General features: G+C 71.6%; 24 protein-coding genes. 11 read left to right on the top strand and 13 right to left on the bottom strand.

All coding sequences use genetic code 11. The features are described 5' to 3' along the window. The first annotated feature begins 3 nt into the window (after nt 1–3). Genes BLW32_RS06480 through BLW32_RS06470 form a run of 4 tightly spaced genes read left to right on the top strand, consistent with a single transcriptional unit; the run spans nt 4 to nt 4,285 of the window. On the top strand, nt 4–801 hold the full coding sequence (locus BLW32_RS06480; protein WP_068627163.1) for a family 1 encapsulin nanocompartment shell protein: 798 nt from the start codon (nt 4–6) through the stop codon (nt 799–801). Between the two features lie 48 nt (nt 802–849). Continuing rightward, nucleotides 850–3,390 carry an ATP-dependent Clp protease ATP-binding subunit gene (locus BLW32_RS06475; RefSeq protein WP_068524300.1) on the top strand — a complete coding sequence of 847 codons (2,541 nt, stop codon included), beginning with the start codon at nt 850–852 and terminating at the stop codon, nt 3,388–3,390. Then, complete coding sequence (locus BLW32_RS27425; protein ID WP_156486390.1) at nt 3,387–3,542, top strand: hypothetical protein; 156 nt, start codon at nt 3,387–3,389, stop codon at nt 3,540–3,542. The genes BLW32_RS06475 and BLW32_RS27425 overlap by 4 nt, the downstream gene beginning before the upstream one ends. A 2-nt stretch (nt 3,543–3,544) precedes the next feature. Continuing rightward, entirely contained in the window at nt 3,545–4,285 is a 741-nt protein-coding gene (locus BLW32_RS06470; RefSeq protein WP_068741011.1) for a hypothetical protein, read from the top strand. On the opposite strand, the gene BLW32_RS06465 is transcribed toward BLW32_RS06470, so the two are convergent. The 4 genes from BLW32_RS06465 to BLW32_RS06450 all read right to left on the bottom strand — a co-directional run bounded on the left by BLW32_RS06465 (nt 4,282) and on the right by BLW32_RS06450 (nt 7,738). Further along, nucleotides 4,282–5,442: a GGDEF domain-containing protein gene (locus BLW32_RS06465; RefSeq protein ID WP_068741010.1), complete on the bottom strand. Its 1,161-nt coding sequence runs from the start codon at nt 5,440–5,442 to the stop codon at nt 4,282–4,284. The two genes, BLW32_RS06470 and BLW32_RS06465, sit on opposite strands and share 4 nt — an antisense overlap. 130 nt (nt 5,443–5,572) lie before the next feature. After that, nucleotides 5,573–6,415, bottom strand: a complete 843-nt coding sequence (locus tag BLW32_RS06460; RefSeq protein ID WP_225536046.1) for a dienelactone hydrolase family protein — start codon at nt 6,413–6,415, stop codon at nt 5,573–5,575. Between the two features lie 20 nt (nt 6,416–6,435). After that, nucleotides 6,436–7,254, bottom strand: a complete 819-nt coding sequence (locus tag BLW32_RS06455) for an LLM class F420-dependent oxidoreductase (RefSeq protein WP_068741009.1) — start codon at nt 7,252–7,254, stop codon at nt 6,436–6,438. Between the two features lie 37 nt (nt 7,255–7,291). After that, on the bottom strand, nt 7,292–7,738 hold the full coding sequence (locus BLW32_RS06450; RefSeq protein WP_068741008.1) for a limonene-1,2-epoxide hydrolase family protein: 447 nt from the start codon (nt 7,736–7,738) through the stop codon (nt 7,292–7,294). A gap of 238 nt (nt 7,739–7,976) precedes the next feature. Here BLW32_RS06450 and BLW32_RS06445 point away from each other — a divergent pair, with 238 nt between their 5' ends. From BLW32_RS06445 to BLW32_RS06430, 4 genes are read left to right on the top strand one after another with little or no spacing between them, the layout of a single operon-like run. Continuing rightward, nucleotides 7,977–8,573, top strand: coding sequence for a 50S ribosomal protein L25/general stress protein Ctc (locus tag BLW32_RS06445; RefSeq protein WP_068524295.1), 597 nt, complete (start codon nt 7,977–7,979; stop codon nt 8,571–8,573). 5 nt (nt 8,574–8,578) lie between these two features. After that, nucleotides 8,579–9,157 (top strand): aminoacyl-tRNA hydrolase, encoded by a 579-nt coding sequence (pth, locus tag BLW32_RS06440; protein ID WP_068524294.1) that lies wholly within the window; start codon nt 8,579–8,581, stop codon nt 9,155–9,157. After that, nucleotides 9,154–9,696, top strand: coding sequence for a GNAT family N-acetyltransferase (locus tag BLW32_RS06435; protein WP_068524293.1), 543 nt, complete (start codon nt 9,154–9,156; stop codon nt 9,694–9,696). The genes pth and BLW32_RS06435 overlap by 4 nt, the downstream gene beginning before the upstream one ends. A gap of 43 nt (nt 9,697–9,739) precedes the next feature. Beyond that, nucleotides 9,740–11,344, top strand: a complete 1,605-nt coding sequence (locus BLW32_RS06430; protein WP_068524292.1) for a peptide chain release factor 3 — start codon at nt 9,740–9,742, stop codon at nt 11,342–11,344. 10 nt (nt 11,345–11,354) lie between these two features. Here BLW32_RS06430 and BLW32_RS06425 read toward each other — a convergent pair whose 3' ends face one another. Beyond that, a complete protein-coding gene (locus tag BLW32_RS06425) occupies nt 11,355–11,693 on the bottom strand; it encodes a hypothetical protein (RefSeq protein ID WP_068741007.1) in 339 nt (112 codons plus the stop codon). Between the two features lie 113 nt (nt 11,694–11,806). Next, nucleotides 11,807–12,436: a TetR/AcrR family transcriptional regulator gene (locus BLW32_RS06420; RefSeq protein WP_068741006.1), complete on the bottom strand. Its 630-nt coding sequence runs from the start codon at nt 12,434–12,436 to the stop codon at nt 11,807–11,809. Between the two features lie 50 nt (nt 12,437–12,486). Here BLW32_RS06420 and BLW32_RS06415 point away from each other — a divergent pair, with 50 nt between their 5' ends. Next, a complete protein-coding gene (locus BLW32_RS06415) occupies nt 12,487–12,930 on the top strand; it encodes a PaaI family thioesterase (protein ID WP_068741005.1) in 444 nt (147 codons plus the stop codon). Nucleotides 12,931–13,008: 78 nt separating this feature from the next. On the opposite strand, the gene BLW32_RS06410 is transcribed toward BLW32_RS06415, so the two are convergent. Together BLW32_RS06410 and BLW32_RS06405 are read right to left on the bottom strand one after the other, a co-directional pair. Continuing rightward, nucleotides 13,009–13,653, bottom strand: coding sequence for a LysE family translocator (locus tag BLW32_RS06410; protein WP_414929956.1), 645 nt, complete (start codon nt 13,651–13,653; stop codon nt 13,009–13,011). Between the two features lie 68 nt (nt 13,654–13,721). Further along, entirely contained in the window at nt 13,722–14,249 is a 528-nt protein-coding gene (locus BLW32_RS06405; protein ID WP_068741004.1) for a DUF6790 family protein, read from the bottom strand. Nucleotides 14,250–14,304: 55 nt separating this feature from the next. Between BLW32_RS06405 and BLW32_RS06400 the strand changes: the two genes are divergently transcribed. Further along, entirely contained in the window at nt 14,305–14,742 is a 438-nt protein-coding gene (locus tag BLW32_RS06400; RefSeq protein ID WP_068524287.1) for a MarR family winged helix-turn-helix transcriptional regulator, read from the top strand. A 117-nt stretch (nt 14,743–14,859) separates the two neighbouring features. On the opposite strand, the gene BLW32_RS06395 is transcribed toward BLW32_RS06400, so the two are convergent. Next, nucleotides 14,860–15,867, bottom strand: a complete 1,008-nt coding sequence (locus BLW32_RS06395) for an enoyl-CoA hydratase/isomerase family protein (RefSeq protein ID WP_074850393.1) — start codon at nt 15,865–15,867, stop codon at nt 14,860–14,862. Nucleotides 15,868–15,937: 70 nt separating this feature from the next. Here BLW32_RS06395 and BLW32_RS06390 point away from each other — a divergent pair, with 70 nt between their 5' ends. Continuing rightward, nucleotides 15,938–17,749, top strand: a complete 1,812-nt coding sequence (locus BLW32_RS06390; protein WP_068741003.1) for an ABC-F family ATP-binding cassette domain-containing protein — start codon at nt 15,938–15,940, stop codon at nt 17,747–17,749. A 149-nt stretch (nt 17,750–17,898) separates the two neighbouring features. On the opposite strand, the gene BLW32_RS06380 is transcribed toward BLW32_RS06390, so the two are convergent. The 4 genes from BLW32_RS06380 to rsmA form a co-directional block, all read right to left on the bottom strand. After that, nucleotides 17,899–20,478 carry a heavy metal translocating P-type ATPase gene (locus BLW32_RS06380; RefSeq protein WP_148673239.1) on the bottom strand — a complete coding sequence of 860 codons (2,580 nt, stop codon included), beginning with the start codon at nt 20,476–20,478 and terminating at the stop codon, nt 17,899–17,901. A gap of 32 nt (nt 20,479–20,510) precedes the next feature. Beyond that, nucleotides 20,511–21,473 carry a DUF8832 domain-containing protein gene (locus tag BLW32_RS06375; RefSeq protein WP_068741234.1) on the bottom strand — a complete coding sequence of 321 codons (963 nt, stop codon included), beginning with the start codon at nt 21,471–21,473 and terminating at the stop codon, nt 20,511–20,513. A 145-nt stretch (nt 21,474–21,618) separates the two neighbouring features. Continuing rightward, on the bottom strand, nt 21,619–22,533 hold the full coding sequence (locus BLW32_RS06370) for a 4-(cytidine 5'-diphospho)-2-C-methyl-D-erythritol kinase (RefSeq protein WP_068627157.1): 915 nt from the start codon (nt 22,531–22,533) through the stop codon (nt 21,619–21,621). Between the two features lie 10 nt (nt 22,534–22,543). Then, nucleotides 22,544–23,437, bottom strand: a complete 894-nt coding sequence (rsmA, locus tag BLW32_RS06365) for a 16S rRNA (adenine(1518)-N(6)/adenine(1519)-N(6))-dimethyltransferase RsmA (protein ID WP_068741002.1) — start codon at nt 23,435–23,437, stop codon at nt 22,544–22,546. Nucleotides 23,438–23,441: the final 4 nt, after the last annotated feature.

Here is a 23,441-nt window from a genome sequence, read left to right as displayed (position 1 = left end):
GTCATGAACAACCTGCACCGTCACCTCGCACCGGTCACCCCCGCCGCCTGGGAGGAGATCGAGACCGAGGCGTCCCGCACGTTCAAGCGGAACATCGCCGGCCGCCGCGTCGTCGACGTCACCGGCCCGGACGGTCCCGAGGCCGCGGCGGTCGGCACGGGTCGCCTCCTGCCCGTCGACGGCCCCGCCGAGGGCGTGCAGGCGCAACTGCGCGAGAGCCGCCCGCTGGTGCGGCTGCGGGTGCCCTTCACCGTCTCCCGGGACGCGGTGGACTCGGTGGAACGCGGCGCACAGGACGCGGATTGGGATCCCGTCAAGGCGGCGGCCAAGCAGCTGGCGTACGCCGAGGACCGCGCCGTCTTCGAGGGCTACGCCGCGGCGTCGATCGCCGGCCTGCGGGCCTCGTCGTCGAACAAGGCGATCGTCCTGCCGAGCGACCCGATCGACGTGCCCGACGCCGTCGCGAGCGCGCTCGAGGACCTGCGGCTCGCGGGCGTCGACGGGCCGTACTCCGTGCTGCTCTCCGCCGACGTCTACACCTCGATCAGCGAGACCACCGATCACGGCTACCCGATCCGCGAGCAGCTCAAGCGCCTCGTGGACGGCGAGATCATCTGGGCGCCCGCGATCGACGGCGGCTTCGTGCTCACCACCCGCGGCGGCGATTACGAGCTGCGCCTGGGCACCGACGTCGAGATCGGCTACCTCAGCCACGACGCGACCTCGGTGGAGCTCTACCTGCAGGAGACCTTCACGTTCCTGGCCTACACCGCGGAGGCGTCGGTCCCCCTGACCTCCTAGGACGCTCGCTCCACCCCTCCCCTCCGATAACCGAAGAAAGGCATCCCCATGAGCGAACTCGACGGCGTTTTCGACGACATCTTCCAGCGTTTCTTCGGCAACTCGGTGGGCCGGCCCGCGACGGCGCGGGTCGACCTGAACCGCCTCCTCACCGAGCAGGCGAAGACCCTGCTCGCCGAGGCCCAGGTCGCAGCATCCGACTGGGACAACCCGGAGATCACACCGGAGCACCTGCTCTACGCGGCGGCGATGAACGAGCCCACCCGCGACGTGCTCGTCCGGCTCAAGCTGGATCCGGACAAGGTGGCGGCCGCGATGCAGGCCGCCGCGCAGGCGAGCGCGAACCCGGCCGCCATGGACGGCGCACCGTCGCTGAGCCCCGCCTCGCGGCGCGCACTGCGGGTGGCGCAGCAGCACGCCGCGCAGAACGGGCAGTCCTACGTCGGGCCCGAGCACATCCTGCTCGGCATCGCCGACAACCCGGACACCGTGGCGGCGCAGGCACTCTCGGGCGGCGGGATGTCCGCGCCGTCGGCGGGTGGCAAGCCGGTCAAGCCCGGCAAGACGGGGACCTCGGGCCAGGCCCCGCAGCAGCAGGAGAGCACGACGCCGACGCTGGACGAGTACGGCCGCGACCTCACCGCCGAGGCCCGCGCGGGCAAGGTCGATCCGGTCGTCGGCCGCGCCGAGGAGATCGAGCAGACCATCGAGATCCTCTCCCGCCGCCGCAAGAACAACCCAGTGCTCATCGGCGACCCCGGCGTCGGCAAGACGGCCATCGTCGAGGGTCTGGCACAGCGCATCGTCAACGACGACGTGCCGAAGACGCTCGCCGGGCGCCGCGTGGTCGCCCTCGACGTGAGCTCCATGGTCGCGGGCAGCAAGTACCGCGGCGAGTTCGAGGAACGCCTGACCAAGGTGCTCGACGAGGTGCGGGAGCACTCGGACGAGCTCGTGGTCTTCATCGACGAGCTGCACACCATCATCGGCGCGGGAGGCGGCGGCGAGGGCTCCATGGACGCCGGCAACATGCTCAAGCCGGCGCTCGCGCGCGGCGAGCTGCACGCCATCGGCGCCACCACCATCGACGAGTACCGCAAGTACATCGAGAAGGACGCCGCCCTCGAGCGCCGCTTCCAGCCGGTGATGGTGAGCGAGCCCTCCGTGGACGACACGATCGAGATCCTTCGCGGCCTCATCGACGTCTACGAGGAGCACCACCAGGTGCGCTACGAGGACGCCGCCCTCGTCGCCGCCGCGGAGCTCTCGGACCGCTACATCACCGACCGGTTCATGCCGGACAAGGCGATCGACCTCGTCGACCAGGCGGGCGCGCGGGTCCGCCTGCGCACCAAGACCCCCGACGCGGACACCCGCTCCATCGAGGACGAGCTGGGCGCGCTGCGCCGCGAGAAGGACAGCGCCGTCGAGGGCGAGGACTACAAGGCCGCCGACGAGCTCAAGGAGAAGATCGCCGACGCCGAGGGGCGGCTCGCGGCGGCGGGCGGCGGCGAGGCCGAGCCCGAGGTCACCGTCGTCGACATCGCGGAGGTCGTCTCGCGACGCACCGGCATCCCGGTGGCGGACCTGACCTCCGAGGAGCGGGAGAAGCTGCTGCGCCTCGAGGACGACCTGCACGACCGCGTGATCGGCCAGGACGAGGCCGTGCTCGCCGTCTCCGAGGCCGTGCGCCGCGCCCGCGCCGGGCTCAAGGACCCGGGCCGGCCCATCGGCTCGTTCCTGTTCCTCGGCCCCACGGGCGTCGGCAAGACGGAGCTCGCGAAGGCGCTGGCCGCCACCGTCTTCGGCGACGAGGACCGCCTGATCCGGTTCGACATGAGCGAGTTCCAGGAGAAGCACACCGTGTCGCGGCTCGTGGGCGCCCCTCCCGGGTACGTCGGCTACGAGGAGGCCGGGCAGCTCACCGACAAGGTGCGCCGGCAGCCGTACTCGGTGATCCTCTTCGACGAGGTGGAGAAGGCCCACCCGGACGTCTTCAACGTGCTCCTGCAGTTGCTCGACGACGGCCGCGTGACGGACGCGCAGGGGCGCACCGTCGACTTCAAGAACACCATCGTGATCCTGACCTCGAACATCGGCGCCGACCTGATCCTGGACGCGCCGGAGGACGACTTCGAGTCGGTGATCCCCCAGGTCAAGGATCGGCTCCGGGCCCACTTCCGGCCCGAGTTCCTCAACCGCATCGACGACACCGTGATCTTCCACCGCCTGGACAAGGCGCAGCTGCGCAACATCGTGGAGCTGATCCTCGACGGCACGCGACGCCTCCTGCGCGCCCAGGACGTGGAGCTGGACGTGACGACCAAGGCGGAGGACTGGCTGGCCGACGAGGGCTTCCAGCCGCAGTTCGGTGCCCGGCCGCTGCGCCGCACCGTGCAGAAGGAGCTCGACAACCGGCTGTCGTCGATGCTGCTGCGCGGCGACGTCCGTGCAGGCGACACCGTGCGCGTGGACGCGGACGATGACGGCCTCGTCCTGTCGGTCGTGGAGAAGCACGCCGACGGTTCGGTGTCCGAGGGCTCCCTGCCCGCGGACGACGCGACGGAATCGGAGAAGGAGAAGGCATGAGCGACAACGACGATCCGTCCTCGCTGGCCGAGACGCCCGACGAGGCCGCCGCCGAGGCACGGCAGGCGGAGCTCGACGCCCGCGAGGCCGTGGGCGCGGACCTCGACGACGACGGCGAGGACGTCATCGCCGAGGAAGAGGGCATCTCCTAGGCGTGCACCGGTTCGACGAGTGGTGGCGGCTCGAGGTGATCGACGCACAGAAGGGTCCGCTGCTCCTGAGCTTCGTCGCGTTCGTGGTGACCTTCCTCGCGACGCGCACGATCACCCGGACGATCCGCGCCGGGCGCGGCCCCTTCCACGACGTCAGCGCCGGAGGGGTGCACCTGCACCATTCGACGCCCGGCCTGATCCTGCTGGTGGCGGGGGCGTTCACGGCGGTCGGCGCGGCAGGGCGGGCACCGTGGTCGTACCTCGCGGCGCTGCTCGTCGGCGTCGGGGCCTCGCTCGTGCTCGACGAGTTCGCGATGCTCTTCCACCTCAAGGACGTGTACTGGTCGCAGGAGGGGCAGCTGTCCGTCGACGTGGTGACGCTCGCGGCGGCGTGCATCGGGCTGGCCGTCGTCGGGGTCTCCCCCGCGAACGTCGCGGGGCTGGGCGACACCGAGCGGTGGGTGCGCGGCGGAATCGCCACGCTGCTCGTCGTGCACCTCGTGGCCGTCGCGGCCACCGCGCTCAAGGGCAAGTACCCGACCGCCCTCGTCGGGCTGTTCGCCTGGCCGGTGGCGTGGGTCGCCGCGATCCGGCTCGCCCGCCCCACCTCGCCGTGGGCGCGCTGGTTCTACGCGCCCGCGAAGCGGTCCCGCGCGGACCGCCGTCAGCAGGACGTCGACGCCCGCTGGGGACCCGTCCGGCGGCGCTGGGACGACCTCGTCGGCGGGCGGCCGTCGCGCTAAGCGCCAATCCGAGGGCCGCCCTCGGGATGAACGGTCGTGCGGCCGCCACCCGCCTCCTTACTCCGCCGGAGGCAACCGTCCGCCGATTCGATGACCGCGTAGAAGAACCTGCTCCGGTCGTCGAAGGTCCGCAAGAGCCCCGGCTCCGGGAGGACCACCGATGCGATCCCCGCGCTGATCGAGATCCGCTCACCGTCGGCCGGCGTGGGCAGACGCTCCCGCGCGGATCGCAGGGCCGCCTCGAGCTCGGCCGCGTTCGTCGGCGAGACGATGGCGAACTCGTCCCCGCCGACTCTGGCGACCAGCCACTCCGGGGAGACGGACCGTCGCAGCGCGGTCGACACCGCCCGGAGTGCGGCATCACCGGCCAGGTGACCGTAGGCGTCGTTGATGTGCTTGAACCGGTCGACGTCGATCATGCCGACCGACGCGCGACCGTCCGTCGACCGCAACAGCTCGTCGACCGAGTCCCGGAAGCCGGTGCGGTTGAGCAGCCCGGTCATCGCATCGGTCGATGAGGCGGTCAGACTCGCCCTGATCAGCTGCTTGAGCTGGAGGGTGTAGAGGTAGTTGAGGACCACGACGCCACCGATGCCGAGAATGCTGACGGCGACCTGCGCGAAGACGGCGAGCGGGGTCGCCCCGTACACCTGAATCACCCGGACTCCCAGGTGGACGATCACGGCGCTCGAGAAGACGAGGTGCAGCGTCACCGCGTGGGTGGTCAGGAAATGCGCCGCGTAGGCGCCGACCGTCGCGAACAGGACCGTTCCGGCGAGCGCGGCGGCCGGGCTGTTGTACAGCACCAGAATGCTGGTCACCACGACGTCGGCGTAGAGGACGAACAGCGTGCTGATCAATCTGCGCCGGCGGCACGGATTCCACCACAGCGATGTCATTGGAAGGCGGCTCACCGCGATGGCGGCGGGAATCCCCGACCCGCACAGGAGCGCGAGCGCGAGCGTTCGCGCCGTGGAGTCCGCCGCCCCCTCGGGGGTGAAGATCATGACCGCCCCGAAGAGTCCGACGCTCAGCGTGAATCCGGCGACGGAGTAGCGCCAGACGATCTCGCTGACGACGGCATGCCGCTTCAGCCGGTTGAACGCCAGGCCGAGTTCGTCGCCGTGACGGTCGGGGTGTCTCCCAGGGGTCTCCATGATGGCGCCGAGAGTAGCAAGAGTAAATGCTTGGTAATGACACGCAAAAGTTCTCTTGACCGTTATGGGAAGATCGGGCTGAGCAGCGGAAACCCGCCCGCCGGCCGGAGAGCGGCGGTCCGCCCCCGCGTCAGGACGCGGGGGTCAGGGTGTCGCGGAAGAGCTGGATGACGTCGTCGAGTGCCTGGCGCGTGGGCTGTCCGGGCTCGTCGATGAGGTGCTCGGTGAGCACGGAATGCGGCGGCGTCAGAGCCTCGGGGTTGGCGTCGGCGTCGTCGATCTCCACGGCGATGAAGCCGTCACCCAGCTGCTCACGCAGGAAGTCGAAGCGCTCCCCGGGCACCATGAAGTCGCCCTTGAAGCGCAGGCCCATGACCTTGAGCCCTTGCTTCGCGCAGCGCACCTTGACGGTGTCCAGGTCGTGCGGCGAGATGTCGATGGTGCGGCCCGTGCCGGGGATCGGCCGGAACGGCAGCGAGGGCTGGCTGAGCACCGGGGCGAGCATGACGTCGTCGACGGCCATGCCGAGCGCGAAGCCACCGGTGAAGCACATGCCGACCGCGCCGACGCCCCGGCCGCCGCAGCGCTCGTGCTCCTGGCGCGCGAGGGCGCGCAGCCAGGTGACGACGGGCGAGGACTTGCCCGTGGCGAGGATCGTGAACTCACGGCTCACGCACAGCGAGCCGACGAGTTTCGCCATGCTCTTCGCGGTCCCCGCGTAGCCGATGGCCTTCGGGTTGCCCGCGTCCAGTCCGGGAGTGCCGAACAGGTGCGGCAGCACGGCGGTGAAGCCGGCGTCGACGACCTTCCGGGCGAAGTCGAGCACCTTCGGGGTGATGCCGGGGATCTCGGCGATGACGATCACCGCCGGGCCCGATCCCTTCCGGTACAGGTCGTGGGTCACGCCGGCGTCGGTGAACGACTCCTTCGTGAAGTCGGTGAGGTTGGCGGCGGCTACGGCTTTCAGGTCCACCGCACCATCGTGCCCGACCGTCAGAGAAGGCGCTGCGCGACGGCCTCCAGCGCGGGCCACGGATCGTCGCCGAGCGCTTGCACCGCGACGTGGTCGGCGCCCGCGTCGAGGTGCGCGCGCACGCCCGCGGCGACGGCGTCCCCGTCGCCGTGCACGGCCAGGACGTCGACGAGGCGGTCGCTGCCGGGTCGCTCGAGGTCGGCGTCGTCGAAGCCGAGGCGCCGCAGGTTGGCGACGTAGTTCTGCAGGCGGAGGTAGAAGTCGACGGTCTTGCGGCCCAGCTCACGGCCGCGGGCGGCGTCCTCGTCGAGCACGATCTTCTGCTCGGGCGCGAGGAGGACCCCGTCGCCGAGGATCTCCCGTGCGCTCCGGGTGTGCTCCGGCGAGGTCAGGTACGGGTGCGCACCGGCGGTGCGGTCGGCGGCGAGGCGCAGCACCTTGGGGCCGAGGGCGGCGAGCACCGTCCGCTCCTGCGGCACGCCCTCCGCGGCCAGGACGTCCAGGTAGTCGACGAGCGCCTGGTACGGCGTCCGGTAGTCGGCGGAGGCCTCGCGGTGCCCGGCGCCGATGCCGAGCACGAACCGGCCCGGGAACAGCTTCTCGATGCGGTGGAAGGCGGCGGCGGCGGACCGGGCGTCGTCCTGCCAGATGTTGAGAATGCCCGTCGCGACGACGAGGTTCGTCGTCGCCTCCAGCAGCGGATCGACCACCGCGAGGTCGCCGCCGGGCGATCCGCCCAGCCACAGCGTGCCGTAGCCCAGCTCCTCGGCCCGCGCCGCGAAGGCGCCGTCGACCAGTGTGGCGCCGCGCCAGATCCCCAACTCTCCGAACGTCGTCATGGCCCGTGCAACATCGTCCACCGCGCGATCCTTCCCGTCAGATCACGGCGCGCGGAAGGGTGGGCCGGGCGGGCGCGTAGACGACGCCGGCGACGGCTCGCGCCGCGGCCCGGGCGACCGCGCGCACGTCGGCCTCGTCGCGCCAGGCGACGATGCGGCCACCGTCGACCTCGAAGGTGCCCCGGACCTGGAACTGGAGCCGCAGCGGGCCGTAGACGAGGGCGGTGACGCGGTCGGTGACCGCCACGGCGCAACCGGACTGCTCCGAGGCCAGGAGGACCGCCTGCATCGCGACGCGCGTGCGCGCGTGCCAGCGGAAGTGGCGTGCGATCGCGGCGCGACCGCGCAGGGGGCGGCCGCCGGTGCGCCGGTACACGACGTCCTTCGCCAGCAACTGCTCGGCGATCTCGTAGTCGCCGCTCCCCAGGGCGTCGACGAAGCGCTCCGCGACGTCCTGCGGCGACCACAGCGGGGCGTTGTTCACGTGATCGATGGTGCCGATGTGGCGTGGACGCCGCGCGAACTGGACATGACGGAATGGCGAAGCTTCGATTTCGCTCCTGAGCGGGCGGTTCGGTAGACTGAGCGGCGACCTTCTCGGCGAGGGCGGCTCCGGCCGCCGTGATCGACGCGAACGGCACTCCCTCCCGCGGGATCCGCGTGGCGCAGTGCGGACCGCCTCGGCAACGCCGGGGCCGCTACACCGCACCTGAAGGAGTCTCATGTCCGAGACCAACAAGCTCGCCGCCACCGTCCGCACCGAGTTCGGCAAGGGCGCCGCGCGCCGTGCCCGCCGCGACGGCCTCGTGCCCGTCGTCCTCTACGGCCACGGCACCGAGCCGCAGCACTTCACCGTCGTCGCCCGCGACTTCGCCGCCATCCTGCGTAAGGACGGCACCAACGCCGTGCTCAACCTGGACATCGACGGCACGGAGCAGCTCGCGCTGACCAAGCAGGTCGTCGTGCACCCGCTGCGCAACTACATCGAGCACACCGACCTCCTCGTCATCAAGAAGGGCGAGAAGGTCACCGTGTCCGTGCCCGTCGTGATCGAGGGCGAGCCCGCCGGCGGCACCCAGGTGGCGCAGGACCTCAACGAGGTCGAGGTCGAGGCCGACGCGCTGAACATCCCCGAGAACATCGTGTTCAACGTCCACAACCTCGAGGCCGGCACCCAGATCACCGCGGGCCAGCTCGAGGTCCCCGCGGGCGCCACCGTGGTCACCGACGCCGACGCGCTGGTCATCAACATCACGGAGATCGCCGCGGCCCAGACCGATGAGGACGAGGCCGAGGCCGCCGACGAGGCTGCCGAGTAACTGCCATGACCGACCGGCCACTCATCGTCGTGGGGCTGGGCAACCCCGGCGAGAAGTACGCCGGGACCCGGCACAACATCGGCTTCGACGTGGTCGACGAGCTCGCATCGCGCGCCCGCACCTCCTTCTCCCGGCACAAGAAGTCGGGGGCGGAGGTCGCGGGCGCGCGGCTCGTCGGCCGCCAGGTCTACCTGGCGAAGCCGCAATCCTTCATGAACCTCTCCGGGCAGCCCGTCGCGGCGCTCGCCCGGTTCTACTCGGTGGAACCCACCGACGTGATCGCCGTGCACGACGAGCTGGACATCGACTTCGGTCTCGTCCGGCTCAAGCGCGGCGGCGGCGAGGGCGGCCACAACGGGCTCCGCTCGCTGACCCAGCACCTGGGCACGAAGGACTACCTGCGGGTGCGTGCGGGGATCGGGCGGCCCCCGGGGCGCCAGGATCCCGCCGACTACGTGCTCAAGCCCTTCGCCAAGGCGGAGAAGCCCGAGGTGCCGCTGCTGGTCACCAACGCCGCGGACGCCGTCGAGCTGCTGATCCGCGACGGCCTCGAGCCCGCCCAGAACACGGTGCACGCCTGGTGATCACCTTCCGGCGGGTCACGCGCGAGGACTTCCCACTCCTCGCGTCGTGGCTCGCCGAGCCGCACAACCGGCGCTGGTGGCACCACGAGACCTCCCCCGAGGCGATCGAGCGGGACTTCGGGCCGTCCGTCGACGGGGAGGAGCCGTCCCTCGACTTCCTCGGGCTCGACGGTGCGGGGGTCCCGTTCGGGCTCATCCAGCGGCAACGGTGGATCGACTACGCGGACGAGCCCGAGACCACGGGGGTCGCGTCGCTCGTGCACCTGGGCCCGGCCGACTACGGCATCGACTACCTGATCGGCTCGCCGTCGGCGACCGGGCAGGGCCTCGGCACGGCGATGATCGCGGCGATGTGCGAGGTGATCTTCACCGAGCTGGGCGGCGAGCGCGTGGTGGTCTCCGTCGCGGCGGGCAACCGCCGTTCCTGGCGGGCACTCGAACGCGCCGGCTTCGTCCTCGTCGGCCGCGTCGACATCCCGCCCGACAACCCCGTCGACCCGCCGGACCACGTGGTCTACGCGCTTTCGCGCCCCGCCTGACCGCGACACGGTCTACCTGCGGATACGGGTACACTGGTTCCCCGTGAGTTCCATTGCCGACGAGGTCTCCCGCCGCCGCACCTTCGCCATCATCAGCCACCCCGACGCGGGTAAGTCGACGATGACGGAGGCCCTTGCGCTGCACGCCCGGGTGATCAACGAGGCCGGCGCCATCCACGGCAAGGCCGGCCGCAAGTCGACGGTCTCCGACTGGATGGAGATGGAGAAGGCCCGCGGCATCTCCGTCAGCTCGACCGCGCTGCAGTTCAACTACACCTCCTCCGGCGCCGCCGAGGACGCCGAGCCGTCGGTGATCAACCTCGTGGACACCCCCGGGCACGCCGACTTCTCCGAGGACACCTACCGCGTGCTGACGGCCGTCGACGCCGCGGTCATGCTCATCGACGCCGCGAAGGGCCTGGAGCCGCAGACGCTCAAGCTCTTCCAGGTGTGCCGCCACCGCGGGATCCCCGTGATCACGGTCATCAACAAATGGGACCGGCCGGGCCGCACCCCGCTGGAGCTGCTCGACGAGATCTCCGAGCGCATCGGCCTGACCCCCACTCCCCTGTTCTGGCCCGTCGGTATCGCGGGCGATTTCCGCGGCCTGCGCGACGTGCGCAAGGACGAGTACGTGCACTTCACCCGGACGGCCGGCGGCGCGAAGATCGCTCCGGAGGAGCATCTTTCGACCGACGCCGCGCTGGACCGCGAGGGCGACGTGTGGGCCGAGGCGGTCGAGGAGACCGAACTCATGACCGAGATGGGCCAGGGCCACGATCAGGAGATGTTCCTGGCGGGCCAGACCTCGCCGGTGATCTTCACCTCGGCGATCCTCAATTTCGGTGTGCGACAGCTGCTGGAGGCGCTCGTCGAGCTGGCCCCCGCCCCGCATTCGCGGACCGCTATCGACGAGTCGGAGCGCGCGGTGACCGACCCGTTCAGCGCCGTGGTCTTCAAGGTGCAGGCCGGCATGGACGCCGCGCACCGGGATCGCCTGGCGTTCATGCGGATCGTCTCCGGCGAGTTCGAGCGCGGCATGGTCGTGCAGCACGCGCAGACCGGCAAGCCCTTCGCCACCAAGTACGCGATGACGGTGGTCGGCCGCGACCGCGAGACCGTCGAGACCGCCTACCCCGGCGACGTGGTGGGCCTCGTCAACGCCAACGCGCTCGCGCCCGGCGACACGCTGTACGACGGCGCCAAGGTCCAGTTCCCGCCGATCCCCTCGTTCGCGCCGGAGCACTTCGCGGTGGTCCGCGCCGACTCCGCGGGCAAGTACAAGCAGTTCCGCAAGGGCATCGAGCAGCTCGGCACCGAGGGCGTGGTGCAGTTGCTGCGCAACGACGTCCGCGGCGACGCCTCCCCCGTCATGGCGGCCGTGGGCCCCATGCAGTTCGAGGTCGTGGTCGCCCGCATGAAGACGGAGTTCAACGTCGACGTGCAGGTCGAGCGCCTGGGCTACTCGGTGGCGCGCCGCACGGACGCGGCGAGCGCGGACGAGCTCAACCGGCAGCGCGGCGTCGAGGTCTTCGAGCGCAACGACGGTGCGCTGCTCGCCCTGTTCTCGGACAAGTGGCGGCTGCAGTACATCGAGAAGGAGCACCCCTCCCTGTCGCTCGAGCCGCTGGTGGCCGCGGCCGACTGACCCCGTCCGGTCAGGACCGGGGGCTGTCGGCGCCCGGTGCGTCGCGCGGGTGATCGCCGGGGTCGATGGGGGCCGCGGAGTTCGGACCCGCATCGCGGGCCGACCCCGAATCCGCCTCCGGATTCATGTTTCCGGGCCACAGCGCGGACCCGGGCGGCACGTTCGAGTGGTTGGCGCCGCCGCCGGGCATGCCGCCGGGTGCCACTGCCGACGGGCTCACCACGTGGTCGCTGGGCTGCGCGGCGACGGGGCCGGCCGCGAGGAGCGCCGCGCCGGCGCCGGCGGCTATCAGGCCGACGACGAACCGTCGTGCGAGCGTCGGGATTTCGGGGTTTCGTTTCTCATCCATACTTCGAACGTACCGATGGATCACATGAAAACGTCTGCCCGTGAGCAGCTTTCATGAACTCGACACAATGCGCCGGTGTTCACGGATCGGGCGGGCGGACCGTCGCGATTCCTTCACATCGCTGTGCTTCCCCGCGATGAGGCGGCAAGGCCGGCCGCACATCGGGCGCGGACCTCGCCGACGAGACGGTCGGACTCGGCGGTGTCGATCAGGCCGCGGGCGGCGAGGGCCAGCAGCCCGTTGATGCCCGCCCAGCACTGGATCACCTCGCTGCGGGCCGTGTCGGCGGGCTCGCCGACGGCGGCGATGACGGCCTCCAGCGCCTGCGCGAGGTAGCCGCGCACCTCCGCCCGCGCGGCGCGCACCGTGTCCGAGTCCTCGCCGTGCACGTCCGTGAGGCCCAGCAATCGGAAGGCGATCGGCTCCCGTCGGTGGAAGTCGAGGTACTCGTCGAAGGCCCTGCGCGCGGCCTCCTCCCCCGCGCTCCCGGTGACCGCCGCCTCCATCGCCGCGACGTGTTCGCTCCCCACGCGGCAGGCCAGCACGGCGTAGAGGTCCGCCTTTCCGCCGGGGAAGTTCGAGTAGATGCTGGTCAAGGCGACGTCGGCGGCGGCGGCGAGCTCGTCGACGGAGGTGCCGCGGTATCCCTGCGGCCGGGCGTACAGCGCGTGCGCGGCGTCCAGCAGCGCGGCGCGGGTGCGGCGGCGGCGCTTGTCGGAGGGTTCCGTCAGCAGCGATTCCATGGCACTATCCTAGTCATACTTCGTTTTCATAGTTGGACTAGGAGAGCCGGATGACCATCTCGCCCGATCAGCTCGACGCCGGGGTCGCCGACGGCTCCGAGATCATGAAGCAGTTCGTGCCCGCATCGCCGTTCGTGGCGCTGCTCGGCGTGCAGCTGGAGGAGATCTCCGACGGCGCCGCGACGCTGCTCGTGCCGTACCGGCCGGATCTGACGACGGTCGGCACGATGATGCACGGCGGCCTCATCGCCGCCGCGGCGGACATCGGCGTGATGGTCGCGGCGTGGGCCGGGCGGCCCGTGCCCGACAAGCTGCGCGGCGTGACCGCCTCGCTGTCGCTGAACTTCATCGCGCCGCTGATCGAGGACGGCCTCCGGGTGCGGGCGCACCGTCTGTCCACCGGCCGGAGGACGAGCCACGTGCGGTGCGACATGTTCTCGCAGACCGGCGACGCGCTGGTCGCGAGCGCCACCGGCACCTACCAGGTGGGGTGACGTCCGAAACCGGGCCTGAATTCGATCAGGATCCGAATGCTTCGCCCCGACGCAATCTGCGGCCGGTTTTCGGGACGCTCACACACGGGCGCGCTGCGGAACCTCGCGGGCGAGGAGCAGGGCGACGGCGCCGAGCAGGGTTCCGGTGATCCGGCGCTGCCACGCGGCCCACGACGGGCGCCGCACGATCAGCGCCGCCACCGCGCCGGCCGCGACCACGATCGCGGCGTTGGCCAGCATCGACACCGTGATCTGCACGCCGCCGAGGAGGAAGCCCTGCGCCGCGGTGTGCCCGCGAGCAGGATCGATGAACTGCGGGATCAGCGCGAGGTACATGATCGCAGCCTTGGGGTTGAGCAGGTTGGTGAGCAGTCCCATGCGGAAGAGCTTCCCGGCGGAATCGCGCGGAAGGTCGGCGGTCTCGAACAACCCGCGCCCTCCGGGACGCAGCGCCTGCCACGCGAGGTAGCCCAGATACAGCGCCCCTGCCGCCTTGAAGCCCATGAACAGCCACGGCACCGCGACGAAGACCACGGCGAGCCCGACGTTCGCGAGGGTGAGGTAGGCGAGGAAGCCCACCCCGGTGCCGGCCAGCGAGATCAGGCCCGCCGTGCGGCCCTGGCTGATGCTGCGCGAGACGAGGTAGATCATGTTCGGCCCCGGCGTGAGCACCATCGCCCCCGCCGTCACCACCATTCCCGCCATCGCGGTCCACGAAACGATCATGGAATCGATCCTGGCCGCGAGGCGACGGCACGGTACAGAGCCAGTCGAGTGTGACTGGCCTGCACTCAGGCCGCCGCAGCGACGGCCTCGGGCGAACCGTGCGACCGCGCACGTCGACGGTCCGCGATCGCCAGGGCGATGATCGCTGCCGGGACGAGGACGTCGACGATGAGGATGCCGCCGGTGTTGCCGGGCTGGTGATCGCCGTGCGCGAACCACTGGTCGAGATGCCCGAACGCCGCGCCCCACAGGAAGATCGCGTATCCGACGCCGTACGCGAGCCGGAACTCCCGGTGCCGGCGCACCAGGACGAAGGCCATCGCCGCGAAGCCGAGGTTGGTGAAGGCGATCTCGAATTGGAAGGGGTTGCCCGCGGGGAAGCCGATCTCGTTCGCCATCGTGTCCGGCGCGATGAGGAAGAAGACACCCACCCAGGCGGCGCCCAGACCGGCGGCGACCAGCATGGCCCGCTGCCAGGTCTCGAGGCGCTCGCCGGGCCGGCGGGCGGACCGGAACGCCGCCCAGATCGCCGCGGCGACCGGGAAGATCAGCGGGGTGGAGGTGTGGATGAGGAATTCCGTCGATGCGTTCATGACTCAGTCTTAACATGTTAATATTAACAGGTCAAGACTCCTGTAGTCTGGGGGCATGAACGAACCCGACGAGGGCCTGGGCGACGTGCTCAACCACATCACCATGCTGCTCGGCGTCGTGACGCGTGAGTACGGAGCACCCGGCGCGCTGAGCTACAGCCGGATGCGACTCCTCGGCACCCTCGAGGAGGTGCAGCCCGCCACGCAGCACGAACTCGCGCAGGCGATGCTCGTCTCCGACGCCGCCGTCAGCCGCATGCTGACCGCCCTCGTGCCGGAGGGTCTGGTCACCGTCGAACCCGATCCCGAGCACGCCCGACGGCGCCTGGTGCGCCTGACCGAGAAGGGCGCGGCGCAGTTCCACGCGTCGAGCACCGACTACGCGACCCAGCTCGAAAAGGCCCTCACCGCACGGGACTTCCCGTACGAGCGCTACCTCCGCGACAGCATCGCGCTGCGCGACTTCCTCGCGACCGCGGCCGGCCGCGGCTGATCCGCCGCGCCTCCCTAGCGGGACGTGCTGCGCCTCCGCGTGTCGTGCACTCCCCACGTCCATGGACCTGGGGAGGTGGCCGCCCCGCTAGGGAGCGCCACGAGCGCAGCGAGCGGATCAGGCGCCGAGGAGGGCCTCGATCTCGCGCTCCTCGACGTCGTTCATCGACGCGGGTGAGAACTTCGGGTCGCGGGTCTTGTCGATGAGCACCGCGCGGATGCCCTCGACGAAGTCGGGGCGGCGCACCAGGCGGGCGCCCACCACAGCCTCCTCGGCGAGGCACTGGGCCAGGGTGCGGTCGCGCGAAGCCTGGATCAGGTCGAAGGTGACGAACACCGAGGTGGGGCACGCCGTCGACAGCTGCTCGCGGGCGGTGTCGGCCCACGCACCGGACGTGGTGGCGAGGCCCGCGAGGATCTCGGTGACCGAGTCGCGGCCGAACACGTCCGCGATCTCGTCGAGCGGCAGCGTCGAGGCGGGTGCGGTGTCGCCGAAGCGGGCGAGGACACCGTCGAGCTCCTCCCCCGCGAGCAGGGCGGCCTTGACGTCCGGCATGGCCGACGACGGCACGAAGTGCGTCGCGAGCCCGACGGCGAGCGCGTCGCCGGCGCCGATCCGGGCGGCGGTCATGCCCATGAGCTCGCCGAAGCCCTTGGGCAGGCGGCCGAGGATGTGCGTGGCACCCACGTCGGGGAGGAAGCCGATCGCGACCTCGGGCATCGCGATGAGCGCCTTCTCGGAGACGACCCGGTGCGACCCGTGGATCGAGACGCCCACGCCACCGCCCATGTTCACGCCGTCGATGAGGGCGATCACGGGCTTGGGGAACTCCGCGAGCCGCAGGTTCATGTCGTACTCGTCGCGGAAGAACGGGGTGAAGTCCTCCCCCGCCACCACCTGGTCGCGGATGGCGCGGATGTCGCCGCCCGCGCAGTACGCCTTGGGCGACGCGGAGGTGAGGAGCACGCGGGTCACGGCGTCGTCGGACTCCCACGCCTGCAGCGCGGCGTCGATCGCGTGGACCATGTCCACGGTGAGCGCGTTGAGCGCCTTCGGACGGTTCAGCTCGATGTGGCCGGTGCCCCCGACCACGGTGGTGATGATGTCCGTCTCGATCTCGCTCACGCCGGCTCCTCGTTTAGTCGCATATCCAACTAAATCAGTATGGCAGGTGCCCGCGTAACCTGGACGCGCGATGGCGAATCTTCTCGGCGCGGACGCGCTGCACCTCGAGTACCCGACCAAGACGGTCTTCGATTCGGTGTCCCTCGGCGTCAACGAGGGCGACCGGATCGGCATCGTCGGCCGCAACGGCGACGGCAAGTCGAGCCTGCTCGGCATGCTCGCCGGCACCCGCGAGCCCGACTCCGGCCGCGTGACCCGACGGGGCGGCGTCCGGGTGGGCGTGCTCACCCAGACCGACCTCTTCGACGACGAGGACACCGTCGGCCACGCCGTCGTCGGCGATACCCCCGAACACGTCTGGGCGGGCGACCCGAAGGTGCGCGACATCCTCGCCGGCCTGCTCACCGACCTACCGTGGGACGCGCGCCTGGGCGAGCTGTCGGGCGGGCAGCGCCGTCGCGTGCAGCTGGCGCAGCTCCTCGCGGGCGAGCACGACGTGCTGATCCTCGACGAGCCGACCAACCACCTCGACGTCGAGGCCATCGAGTGGCTCGCCGGCCACCTCAAGACCCGCTGGCCCGCGAACCAGGGCGGCCTGCTCATGGTGACCCACGACCGGTGGATCCTCGACGAGGTCTGCACCGCCACCTGGGAGGTGCACGACCGCATCGTCGAGCCCTTCGAGGGCGGCTACGCCGCGTACATCCTGCAGCGCGTCGAGCGGGACCGGCAGGCGGCGTCGATCGAGCAGAAGCGGCAGAACCTCGCGCGCAAGGAGCTGGCCTGGCTGCGCCGCGGCGCCCCCGCCCGCACGAGCAAGCCGAAGTTCCGGATCGACGCCGCGAACGCCCTCATCTCCGACGTCCCCGAGATCCGCGACAAGACGGAGCTGCAGTCACTCGCGGTCTCGCGGCTCGGCAAGGACGTCGTCGACATCCTCGACGTCGGCGTGGCGTACGGCGACAAGCAGGTGCTCAGCGACATCGAGTGGCGCGTCGCGCCCGGCGAGCGCACCGGCATCCTCGGCGTCAACGGCGCCGGCAAGTCGACGCTGCTCGGGCTCATCGACGGGAGCACGGAGCCGACGACCGGCACCGTCAAGCGCGGCAAGACCGTCAAGGTGCAGACGCTCACGCAGCGGCTCGACGAGCTGGAGCAGCACTGGGACGATCCCGTGCGGGTGGTGCTGGCGAACCTCGCCACGAGCTTCACCGTGGGCAGCGGATCCAAGGCGCAGGAGCTCACCCCGTCGCAGCTGTTGGAGCGGCTGGGCTTCGCGAGCGCGCAGCTCTCGACGCCGGTCAAGGACCTCTCCGGCGGGCAGAAGCGGCGGCTGCAGCTGCTGCTCATCCTGCTGGACGCGCCGAACGTGCTGATCCTCGACGAGCCGACCAACGACCTGGACACCGACATGCTGGCCGCGATGGAGGACCTCCTCGACTCGTGGCCCGGCACGCTCATCGTCGTCTCGCACGACCGGTACTTCCTCGAGCGCGTCACCGACCAGCAGTACGCCATCCTCGAGCGGCGCCTGCGCCACCTCCCCGGCGGCGTCGACGAGTACCTCGCGCTCCGGCGCGCCCAGCACGGCGCGGCTTCCGGATCCGGCTCGGGCGGCTCCGGTGCGACGGCACCCGACGCCCCCGCCGAGTCCGGGCTCAGCGGCGCCGAGCTGCGCGCGGCGCAGAAGGAGGTCACGGCTGTCGAGCGCCGGATGACCAAGCTGACGGAGCAGGTCGAGAAGGCGAAACTGGCGCTGGCCGAGCACGATCAGGGCGACTACGCGGGCCTCGCGGAGGAGATGAAGAAGATCTCCGCACTGGAGGACGAGCTGGCCGAGCAGGAACTGCGGTGGCTGGAGCTGTCCGAGGCGCTGGAGTAGGGCTCGCTCACGGAATTCCACTCCTCGTGGCAGGCACGACGCATATGTCCGCGCCGCGCCGCTCACGTGGACATCGGTGACGACCACACGACGAAGCGCCGGCCGAGGCGCGGATGATCCGCGCGCCGACCGGCGCTTCATGGCTCGCTTCAGGCGACGTTCGCCGCGTACTTCGCCGGATCCGCGTCGAACTTCGGGGCGCACGAGGGGCAGCAGAAGAAGTACCGCTCGCCGTCGTAGTCGCGGAACAGCCCGCGCGCCTCGGCGGTGGATTTCACCACCGGGTTGCCCACCATGACCGGGCAGGTGGTCTTCTCGTCCGAGACCGGCCCCGCCGGTGCGGCGCTCGTGGGCGCTGCGCTCAGCCGGATGTCCTCGGGCCCGCTGGAGTTCGTGCTGCAGCAGCTCATGTCGGTGGTGTCCTCTCGATCGATGGAAGGGATCCTGTCCTCGGGGGCGGCCGCGGCCGGCCCCGCCGCGCTGCGGAATCCACGCAGGCGCAAGCTGTTCCCGACGACGAAGACGCTGGAGAAGGCCATCGCCGCCCCGGCGAGCATCGGGTTGAGCATGCCCAGGGCCGCCACCGGGATGGCCGCCACGTTGTAGGCGAAGGCCCAGAACAGGTTCGTCTTGATCGTCCGGAGCGTGGTGCGCGACAGGCGGATCGCGTCCACCGCGGCGCGCAGGTCCCCGCGAACCAGGGTGATGTCCGCGGCCTCGATCGCGACGTCGGTGCCCGTGCCCATGGCCAGCCCGAGGTCGGCGGCGGCCAGCGCGGGGGCGTCGTTGACCCCGTCGCCGACCATCGCCACCACGCGGCCCTCGGCCTGCAGGCGGGTCACCACGGCGACCTTGTCCTGCGGCATGACCTCGGCGATCACCTCGTCGATGCCCACCTCCGCGGCGATCTGCCGGGCGGCGGCCTCGTTGTCGCCGGTGAGCAGCACGGGCGTCAGGCCCAGCGCGCGCAGTTCCCGGATCGCCTCGGCGCTGGTCGGTTTCACGGTGTCGGAGACCACGAGGATCCCCCGCGCCGCGCCGTCCCAGCCGACGGCGACGACCGTCGCGCCCTGCGCCTCCGCGGTCGCCTTGGCCGCGGCGAGCTCGTCGGACAGGCGCAGTGCCCAGTCGGCGAGCAGCGACTCCCGGCCGACGATCACGCCGTGGCCGTCGACGACGCCCTGCACGCCCTGCCCCTCGATGTTCGCGAAACCCTCGACGGGCGACAGCGTTCCCACCTTCGCGGTCGCCCCCTTGGCGATGGCCTGCGCGATCGGGTGCTCGGAGGCGTCCTCGAGAGCGCCGGCGTAGCGCAGCACGTCGAGCGCGTCGACTCCCTGCTCGGTGATCACGTCGACCAGGGTCATCCGGCCGGTGGTCACGGTGCCGGTCTTGTCGAGCACGACGGTGTCGACGCGGCGGGTCGATTCGAGCACCTCGGGGCCCTTGATCAGGATGCCGAGCTGGGCGCCGCGGCCGGTGCCGACGAGCAGCGCCGTCGGCGTCGCCAGGCCCAGCGCGCAGGGGCAGGCGATGACGAGGACCGCGACCGCGGCGGTGAACGCCGCGGAGACGGGGAAGCCGGCGCCGAGCCAGCCGCCCAGGGCGATGGCGGCGATCGCGATGACGATCGGCACGAAGACGCCGGAGATCCGGTCGGCGAGGCGCTGGACCTCGGCCTTGCCGGTCTGTGCCTCCTCCACGAGCCGCGCCATCTGCGCGAGCTGCGTGTCCGCTCCGACGCGGGTGGCCCGCACCACGAGGCGTCCGCCCGCGTTGACGGTGGCACCCGTGACCGCGTCGCCGGGACCGACCTCGACGGGCACCGACTCGCCGGTGAGCATCGAGGCGTCGACCGCGGAGGTGCCGGAGACGACGACGCCGTCGGTGGCGATCTTCTCGCCGGGCCGCACGACGAACTCGTCGCCCGCGCGCAGCTCGTCGACGCCGATCTTCACCTCGGCCCCGTCGCGCAGGACGGAGACCTCCTTGGCGCCGAGCTCGAGCAGCGCGCGCAGCGCCGCCCCGGCCCGCCGCTTGGAGCGCTTCTCGAAGTAGCGCCCCGCGAGGATGAACATGGTGACGCCGGCGGCGACCTCGAGGTAGATGTTCGCGGCACCGTCGGACGGCGCGAGCGTGAGGCTGAAGGGGTGCTTCATCCCCGGCTCCCCCGCCGTGCCCAGGAAGAGCGCGTACAGCGACCACAGGAACGCCGATAGCGTGCCCATGGAGATGAGCGTGTCCATCGTGGCCGTGCCGTGCTTGAGGTTGGCCCACGCCGCCTTGTGGAAGGGCCATGCGCCCCACAGGATCACGGGCGCGGCCAGCGCGAGGGACGCCCACTGCCAGTAGGTGAACTGCACCGCGGGGACCATCGCCATCGCGATGACGGGGACGCTGAGGACGACGGCGCCCAGGAGCCGGGTGCGCAGCGACGCGAGCTCGACGTCGGCGGGGCTTTTCTCCTCGCCGCCCGGGCCCGACGGTGCCGCCGCCCCGGACAGCGTGGCGCTGTAGCCGGTGCCGACGACCTCGTCGATGATCCGCTGCGGGTCGACGCCCTCGGGCGCGACGACCTTCGCCTTCTCGGTGGCGTAGTTGACGGTGGCGCTCACGCCCTCGATCTTGTTGAGGCGCCGCTCGATCCGGTTCGCGCACGAGGCGCAGGTCATGCCACCGATGTCCAGTTCGATGTGCGCGCCGCCGGTGGTGCTGCCGGGTGTGCTCATGGTCGATTCCTCCTCTTCTTCGGTGGTGGTGGTCAGTGCCCGCCGTGGCCGGCGGCCGGCGGGACGGATGCGGTGGGGGCGGTGGGGTTCTGCGGCGACGCAGACGCGCCCGCGTCGACGACGAAGCTCGCGGTGCGGACCACCCCGTCGACCTGGAAGTCCAGGTAGAGCAGGTAGCGCCCCGCGGTGGGGGCCTGCGCCTGGAAGGCGATCGCGGGCCCGCCGGTGTCGCCCGGCTTCGGCTCGGCGCCCTCGGGGTGCACGTGCAGGAAGGCGAGGTCGCCCTGGCGGAGCGCGACGAGGTGGCCGAAGGCGCCGAGGTAGGGCTGCAGCGCGGTGACGGGCGCGCCGTCGCGGCTCACGCGCAGCGTGACGGGGCTCGAGGCGCCGGCGACGAGGTCACCGTCGAGGGTGACGGTGAAGCCGTCGACCTGCGCGGTGCGCGAGGGCGCCGGGTCGGCGGGCGTGTAGCCGCCCGCGACCTCGACGGTGCGGGTGAGCGTGACGGCGGAGCCCGTCGCGGGGGCGAAGTCGGCGTAGAGGCGGTAGGTGCCCGCCTCGGCCCAGCTCCACGGCAATGACCAGGTGCCCGTGGCGCGGTCGAGGACGGGGTGGACGTGGCGGAACAGGCTGCCGTCGGACCGCACGGCGATGAGGTGCAGATCCTTCTCGTGCGTCGTCGTGTAGGCGGTCACGGGGGCGCCGGTGGCGTCCTCGATGCGGAAGCTCAGGGTCCCGGCCTCGCCCACCGCGCGCGGCGCGCTGACGGGGGCGAAGGTGAGCCCCTCCGCGCTCAGGGAGACGCCCTTGAGCGCCGCGGTCGCCGCGGGGGCGGTCGCGGCCGGCGCGGCGTGCCCGCCGTGCCCGTCGTCCGCCTGCGCGTTCCACTGCGCGACGGTGCTGTCGGGCACCACGGCGCCTGCGATGCCGTAGGCCCCGCCGAAGGCGACCACGAGGCCGGCGCCGTAGACCGCCAGTTTCGCCGCCGGGTTCATCGAGCGCCGCGTCGTCGTCCGGCCGTCCATGGTTCCTCCTCGGTCAGGGGTACCCCCAGTGGGTATCTGACTTGAATCTATACCCCTGGGGGGTATCCCGCAAGGCCGCGGCGGCCCCGATTCCGAGAAGGGTGGAAGGTCGCGCCTACGGCACGACGGTGGCGCCCGGCACCGGGCCGGAGGCGACGCGCACCGTCCGGCAGACGCCTGCGCCCGCGAGCTCGGTGCCCACGTCGACGGCGTCGTCCGCGCTCGCGCAGAGGAACGCGCAGGTGGGGCCGCTGCCGGAGACGATGCCGGCGAGCGCCCCCGCCTCCATGCCCGCGCGCAGCGTGCGCCGCAGGCCGGGCTGCAGCGAGAGCGCGGCCGCCTGCAGGTCATTGGCGAGCAGCGGCGCCAGGCGGTGCGGATCGCCGGAGGCCACGGCGGCGAGCAGCGCGTCCGGGCTGCCGGCGCGCGGCGGGTCGCCGGCCTCCCGCAGCCGGTCGAGCTCGCGGTACACCGCGGGGGTACTCAGGCCCTCGCGGGCGAGCGCCAGGGTCCAGTGGAACTCGCCGCGGGCCAGCGCGGGGATGAGCCGCTCGCCGCGACCGGTGCCGAGCGCGGTGTGGCCGTGCAGCGAGAAGGGGACGTCGGAGCCGAGCGTCGCGGCCACCTCGTCGAGCTCGTCGCGGCCGATCTCGAGGCCCCACAGGGTGGCGGCGCCGAGCAGCGCGGCCGCCGCGTCCGCCGATCCGCCCGCCATACCGCCCGCCACCGGGATGCCCTTGGCGATGTCGATCCGCATGTTCGGGTCCCGGCCGTACCGCTCCGCGAGCGCGACCACGGCGCGCGCGGCGAGATTGGTGGGGTCGGTCGGCACGTCGCGGGCACCCTCGCCGGTCACGTGCAGCGACAGCGCGTCCGACGGGACGAGGGTCACGTCGTCGTGCAGGGAGAGCGCCTGGAAGACTGTGACCAGCTCGTGGAAGCCGTCGGGCCGCACGTCGCCCACCCCGAGGTGGAGGTTCACCTTGGCGGGCGCCCGCACGGTCAGAGGGGTCGGAACCACGGAAAGCACGCGGTCCAGACTACGGGGCCGGTGCCGCGGGACGGGCGGCGGCGAGCGCAGCGAACTGCTCGACGGACAACTTCTCCCCTCGCTCGCGGGGGTCGATACCGGCCGCGACCAGGATCTCCTCGGCCGCCGTCGGCGAACCGGCCCAGGTGGCGAGCGCGGCGCGCAGGGTCTTGCGGCGCTGCGCGAAGGCCGCGTCGACGGCCGCCCAGAGGCGGGCACGGTCCACATCGGGCCGGTCACCGGGGCCGTGCAGGTCGATCCGGACCAGCCCGGATTCGACGTTGGGCTCCGGCCAGAAGACGGCCCGCCCGACGGTGCCGGCCTTGCGCACGCGCCCGTAGTAGGCCGCCTTGACCGACGGGACGCCGTAGACGCGGGAGCCCGGAGCGGCGGCGAGGCGGTCGGCGACCTCGAGCTGCACCATCACCAGCACCGTGCGCAGCGTCGGGACCTCGGCCAGCAGGTGCAGCAGCACCGGCACCGAGACGTTGTAGGGGAGGTTCGCGACGAGCACCGTCGGGGACCCGGCGACCGACACCTGCGCACCGGACACCTTGAGCGCGTCCTCGCCGATCACCGTGAGGTTTCCGGCGAGCTCGGGCGCGCGTTCGGCGACGGTCTTCGGAAGCTGCTCCGCGAGAACAGGATCGATCTCGATGGCCGTCACGGAGGCGGCGGCGTCCAGCAGCGCCAGGGTGAGCGAGCCGAGGCCGGGGCCCACCTCGAGCGCGACGTCGTCGGGGCGCACGTCGGCGGCGGCGACGATCTTGCGGACCGTGTTCGGGTCGTGCACGAAGTTCTGCCCCAGCGTCTTCGTGGGACGAACGGACAACTGCCCGGCCAGCGCGCGGATCTCCGCGGGGCCGAGCAGTCGTGCCTGATTCTTGAATTCGGCGCCGGTCACCGGT

It is taken from the genome of Tsukamurella tyrosinosolvens (assembly GCF_900104775.1).
GTDB lineage: Bacteria > Actinomycetota > Actinomycetes > Mycobacteriales > Mycobacteriaceae > Tsukamurella > Tsukamurella tyrosinosolvens.
This window is presented reverse-complemented; position numbering and strand designations above follow the sequence as displayed.

What these genes read in the sequence shown, in the direction of transcription:
- BLW32_RS06480 (WP_068627163.1), top strand. Translation starts at nt 4, where the DNA reads ATGAACAACCTGCACCGTCACCTCGCACCGGTCACCCCCGCCGCCTGG.
- BLW32_RS06475 (WP_068524300.1), top strand. Translation starts at nt 850, where the DNA reads ATGAGCGAACTCGACGGCGTTTTCGACGACATCTTCCAGCGTTTCTTC.
- BLW32_RS27425 (WP_156486390.1), top strand. Translation starts at nt 3,387, where the DNA reads ATGAGCGACAACGACGATCCGTCCTCGCTGGCCGAGACGCCCGACGAG.
- BLW32_RS06465 (WP_068741010.1), bottom strand. Translation starts at nt 5,442, where the DNA reads ATGGAGACCCCTGGGAGACACCCCGACCGTCACGGCGACGAACTCGGC.
- BLW32_RS06455 (WP_068741009.1), bottom strand. Translation starts at nt 7,254, where the DNA reads ATGACGACGTTCGGAGAGTTGGGGATCTGGCGCGGCGCCACACTGGTC.
- BLW32_RS06445 (WP_068524295.1), top strand. Translation starts at nt 7,977, where the DNA reads ATGTCCGAGACCAACAAGCTCGCCGCCACCGTCCGCACCGAGTTCGGC.
- pth (WP_068524294.1), top strand. Translation starts at nt 8,579, where the DNA reads ATGACCGACCGGCCACTCATCGTCGTGGGGCTGGGCAACCCCGGCGAG.
- BLW32_RS06425 (WP_068741007.1), bottom strand. Translation starts at nt 11,693, where the DNA reads ATGGATGAGAAACGAAACCCCGAAATCCCGACGCTCGCACGACGGTTC.
- BLW32_RS06420 (WP_068741006.1), bottom strand. Translation starts at nt 12,436, where the DNA reads ATGGAATCGCTGCTGACGGAACCCTCCGACAAGCGCCGCCGCCGCACC.
- BLW32_RS06415 (WP_068741005.1), top strand. Translation starts at nt 12,487, where the DNA reads ATGACCATCTCGCCCGATCAGCTCGACGCCGGGGTCGCCGACGGCTCC.
- BLW32_RS06405 (WP_068741004.1), bottom strand. Translation starts at nt 14,249, where the DNA reads ATGAACGCATCGACGGAATTCCTCATCCACACCTCCACCCCGCTGATC.
- BLW32_RS06400 (WP_068524287.1), top strand. Translation starts at nt 14,305, where the DNA reads ATGAACGAACCCGACGAGGGCCTGGGCGACGTGCTCAACCACATCACC.
- BLW32_RS06390 (WP_068741003.1), top strand. Translation starts at nt 15,938, where the DNA reads ATGGCGAATCTTCTCGGCGCGGACGCGCTGCACCTCGAGTACCCGACC.
- BLW32_RS06380 (WP_148673239.1), bottom strand. Translation starts at nt 20,478, where the DNA reads ATGAGCACACCCGGCAGCACCACCGGCGGCGCGCACATCGAACTGGAC.
- BLW32_RS06375 (WP_068741234.1), bottom strand. Translation starts at nt 21,473, where the DNA reads ATGAACCCGGCGGCGAAACTGGCGGTCTACGGCGCCGGCCTCGTGGTC.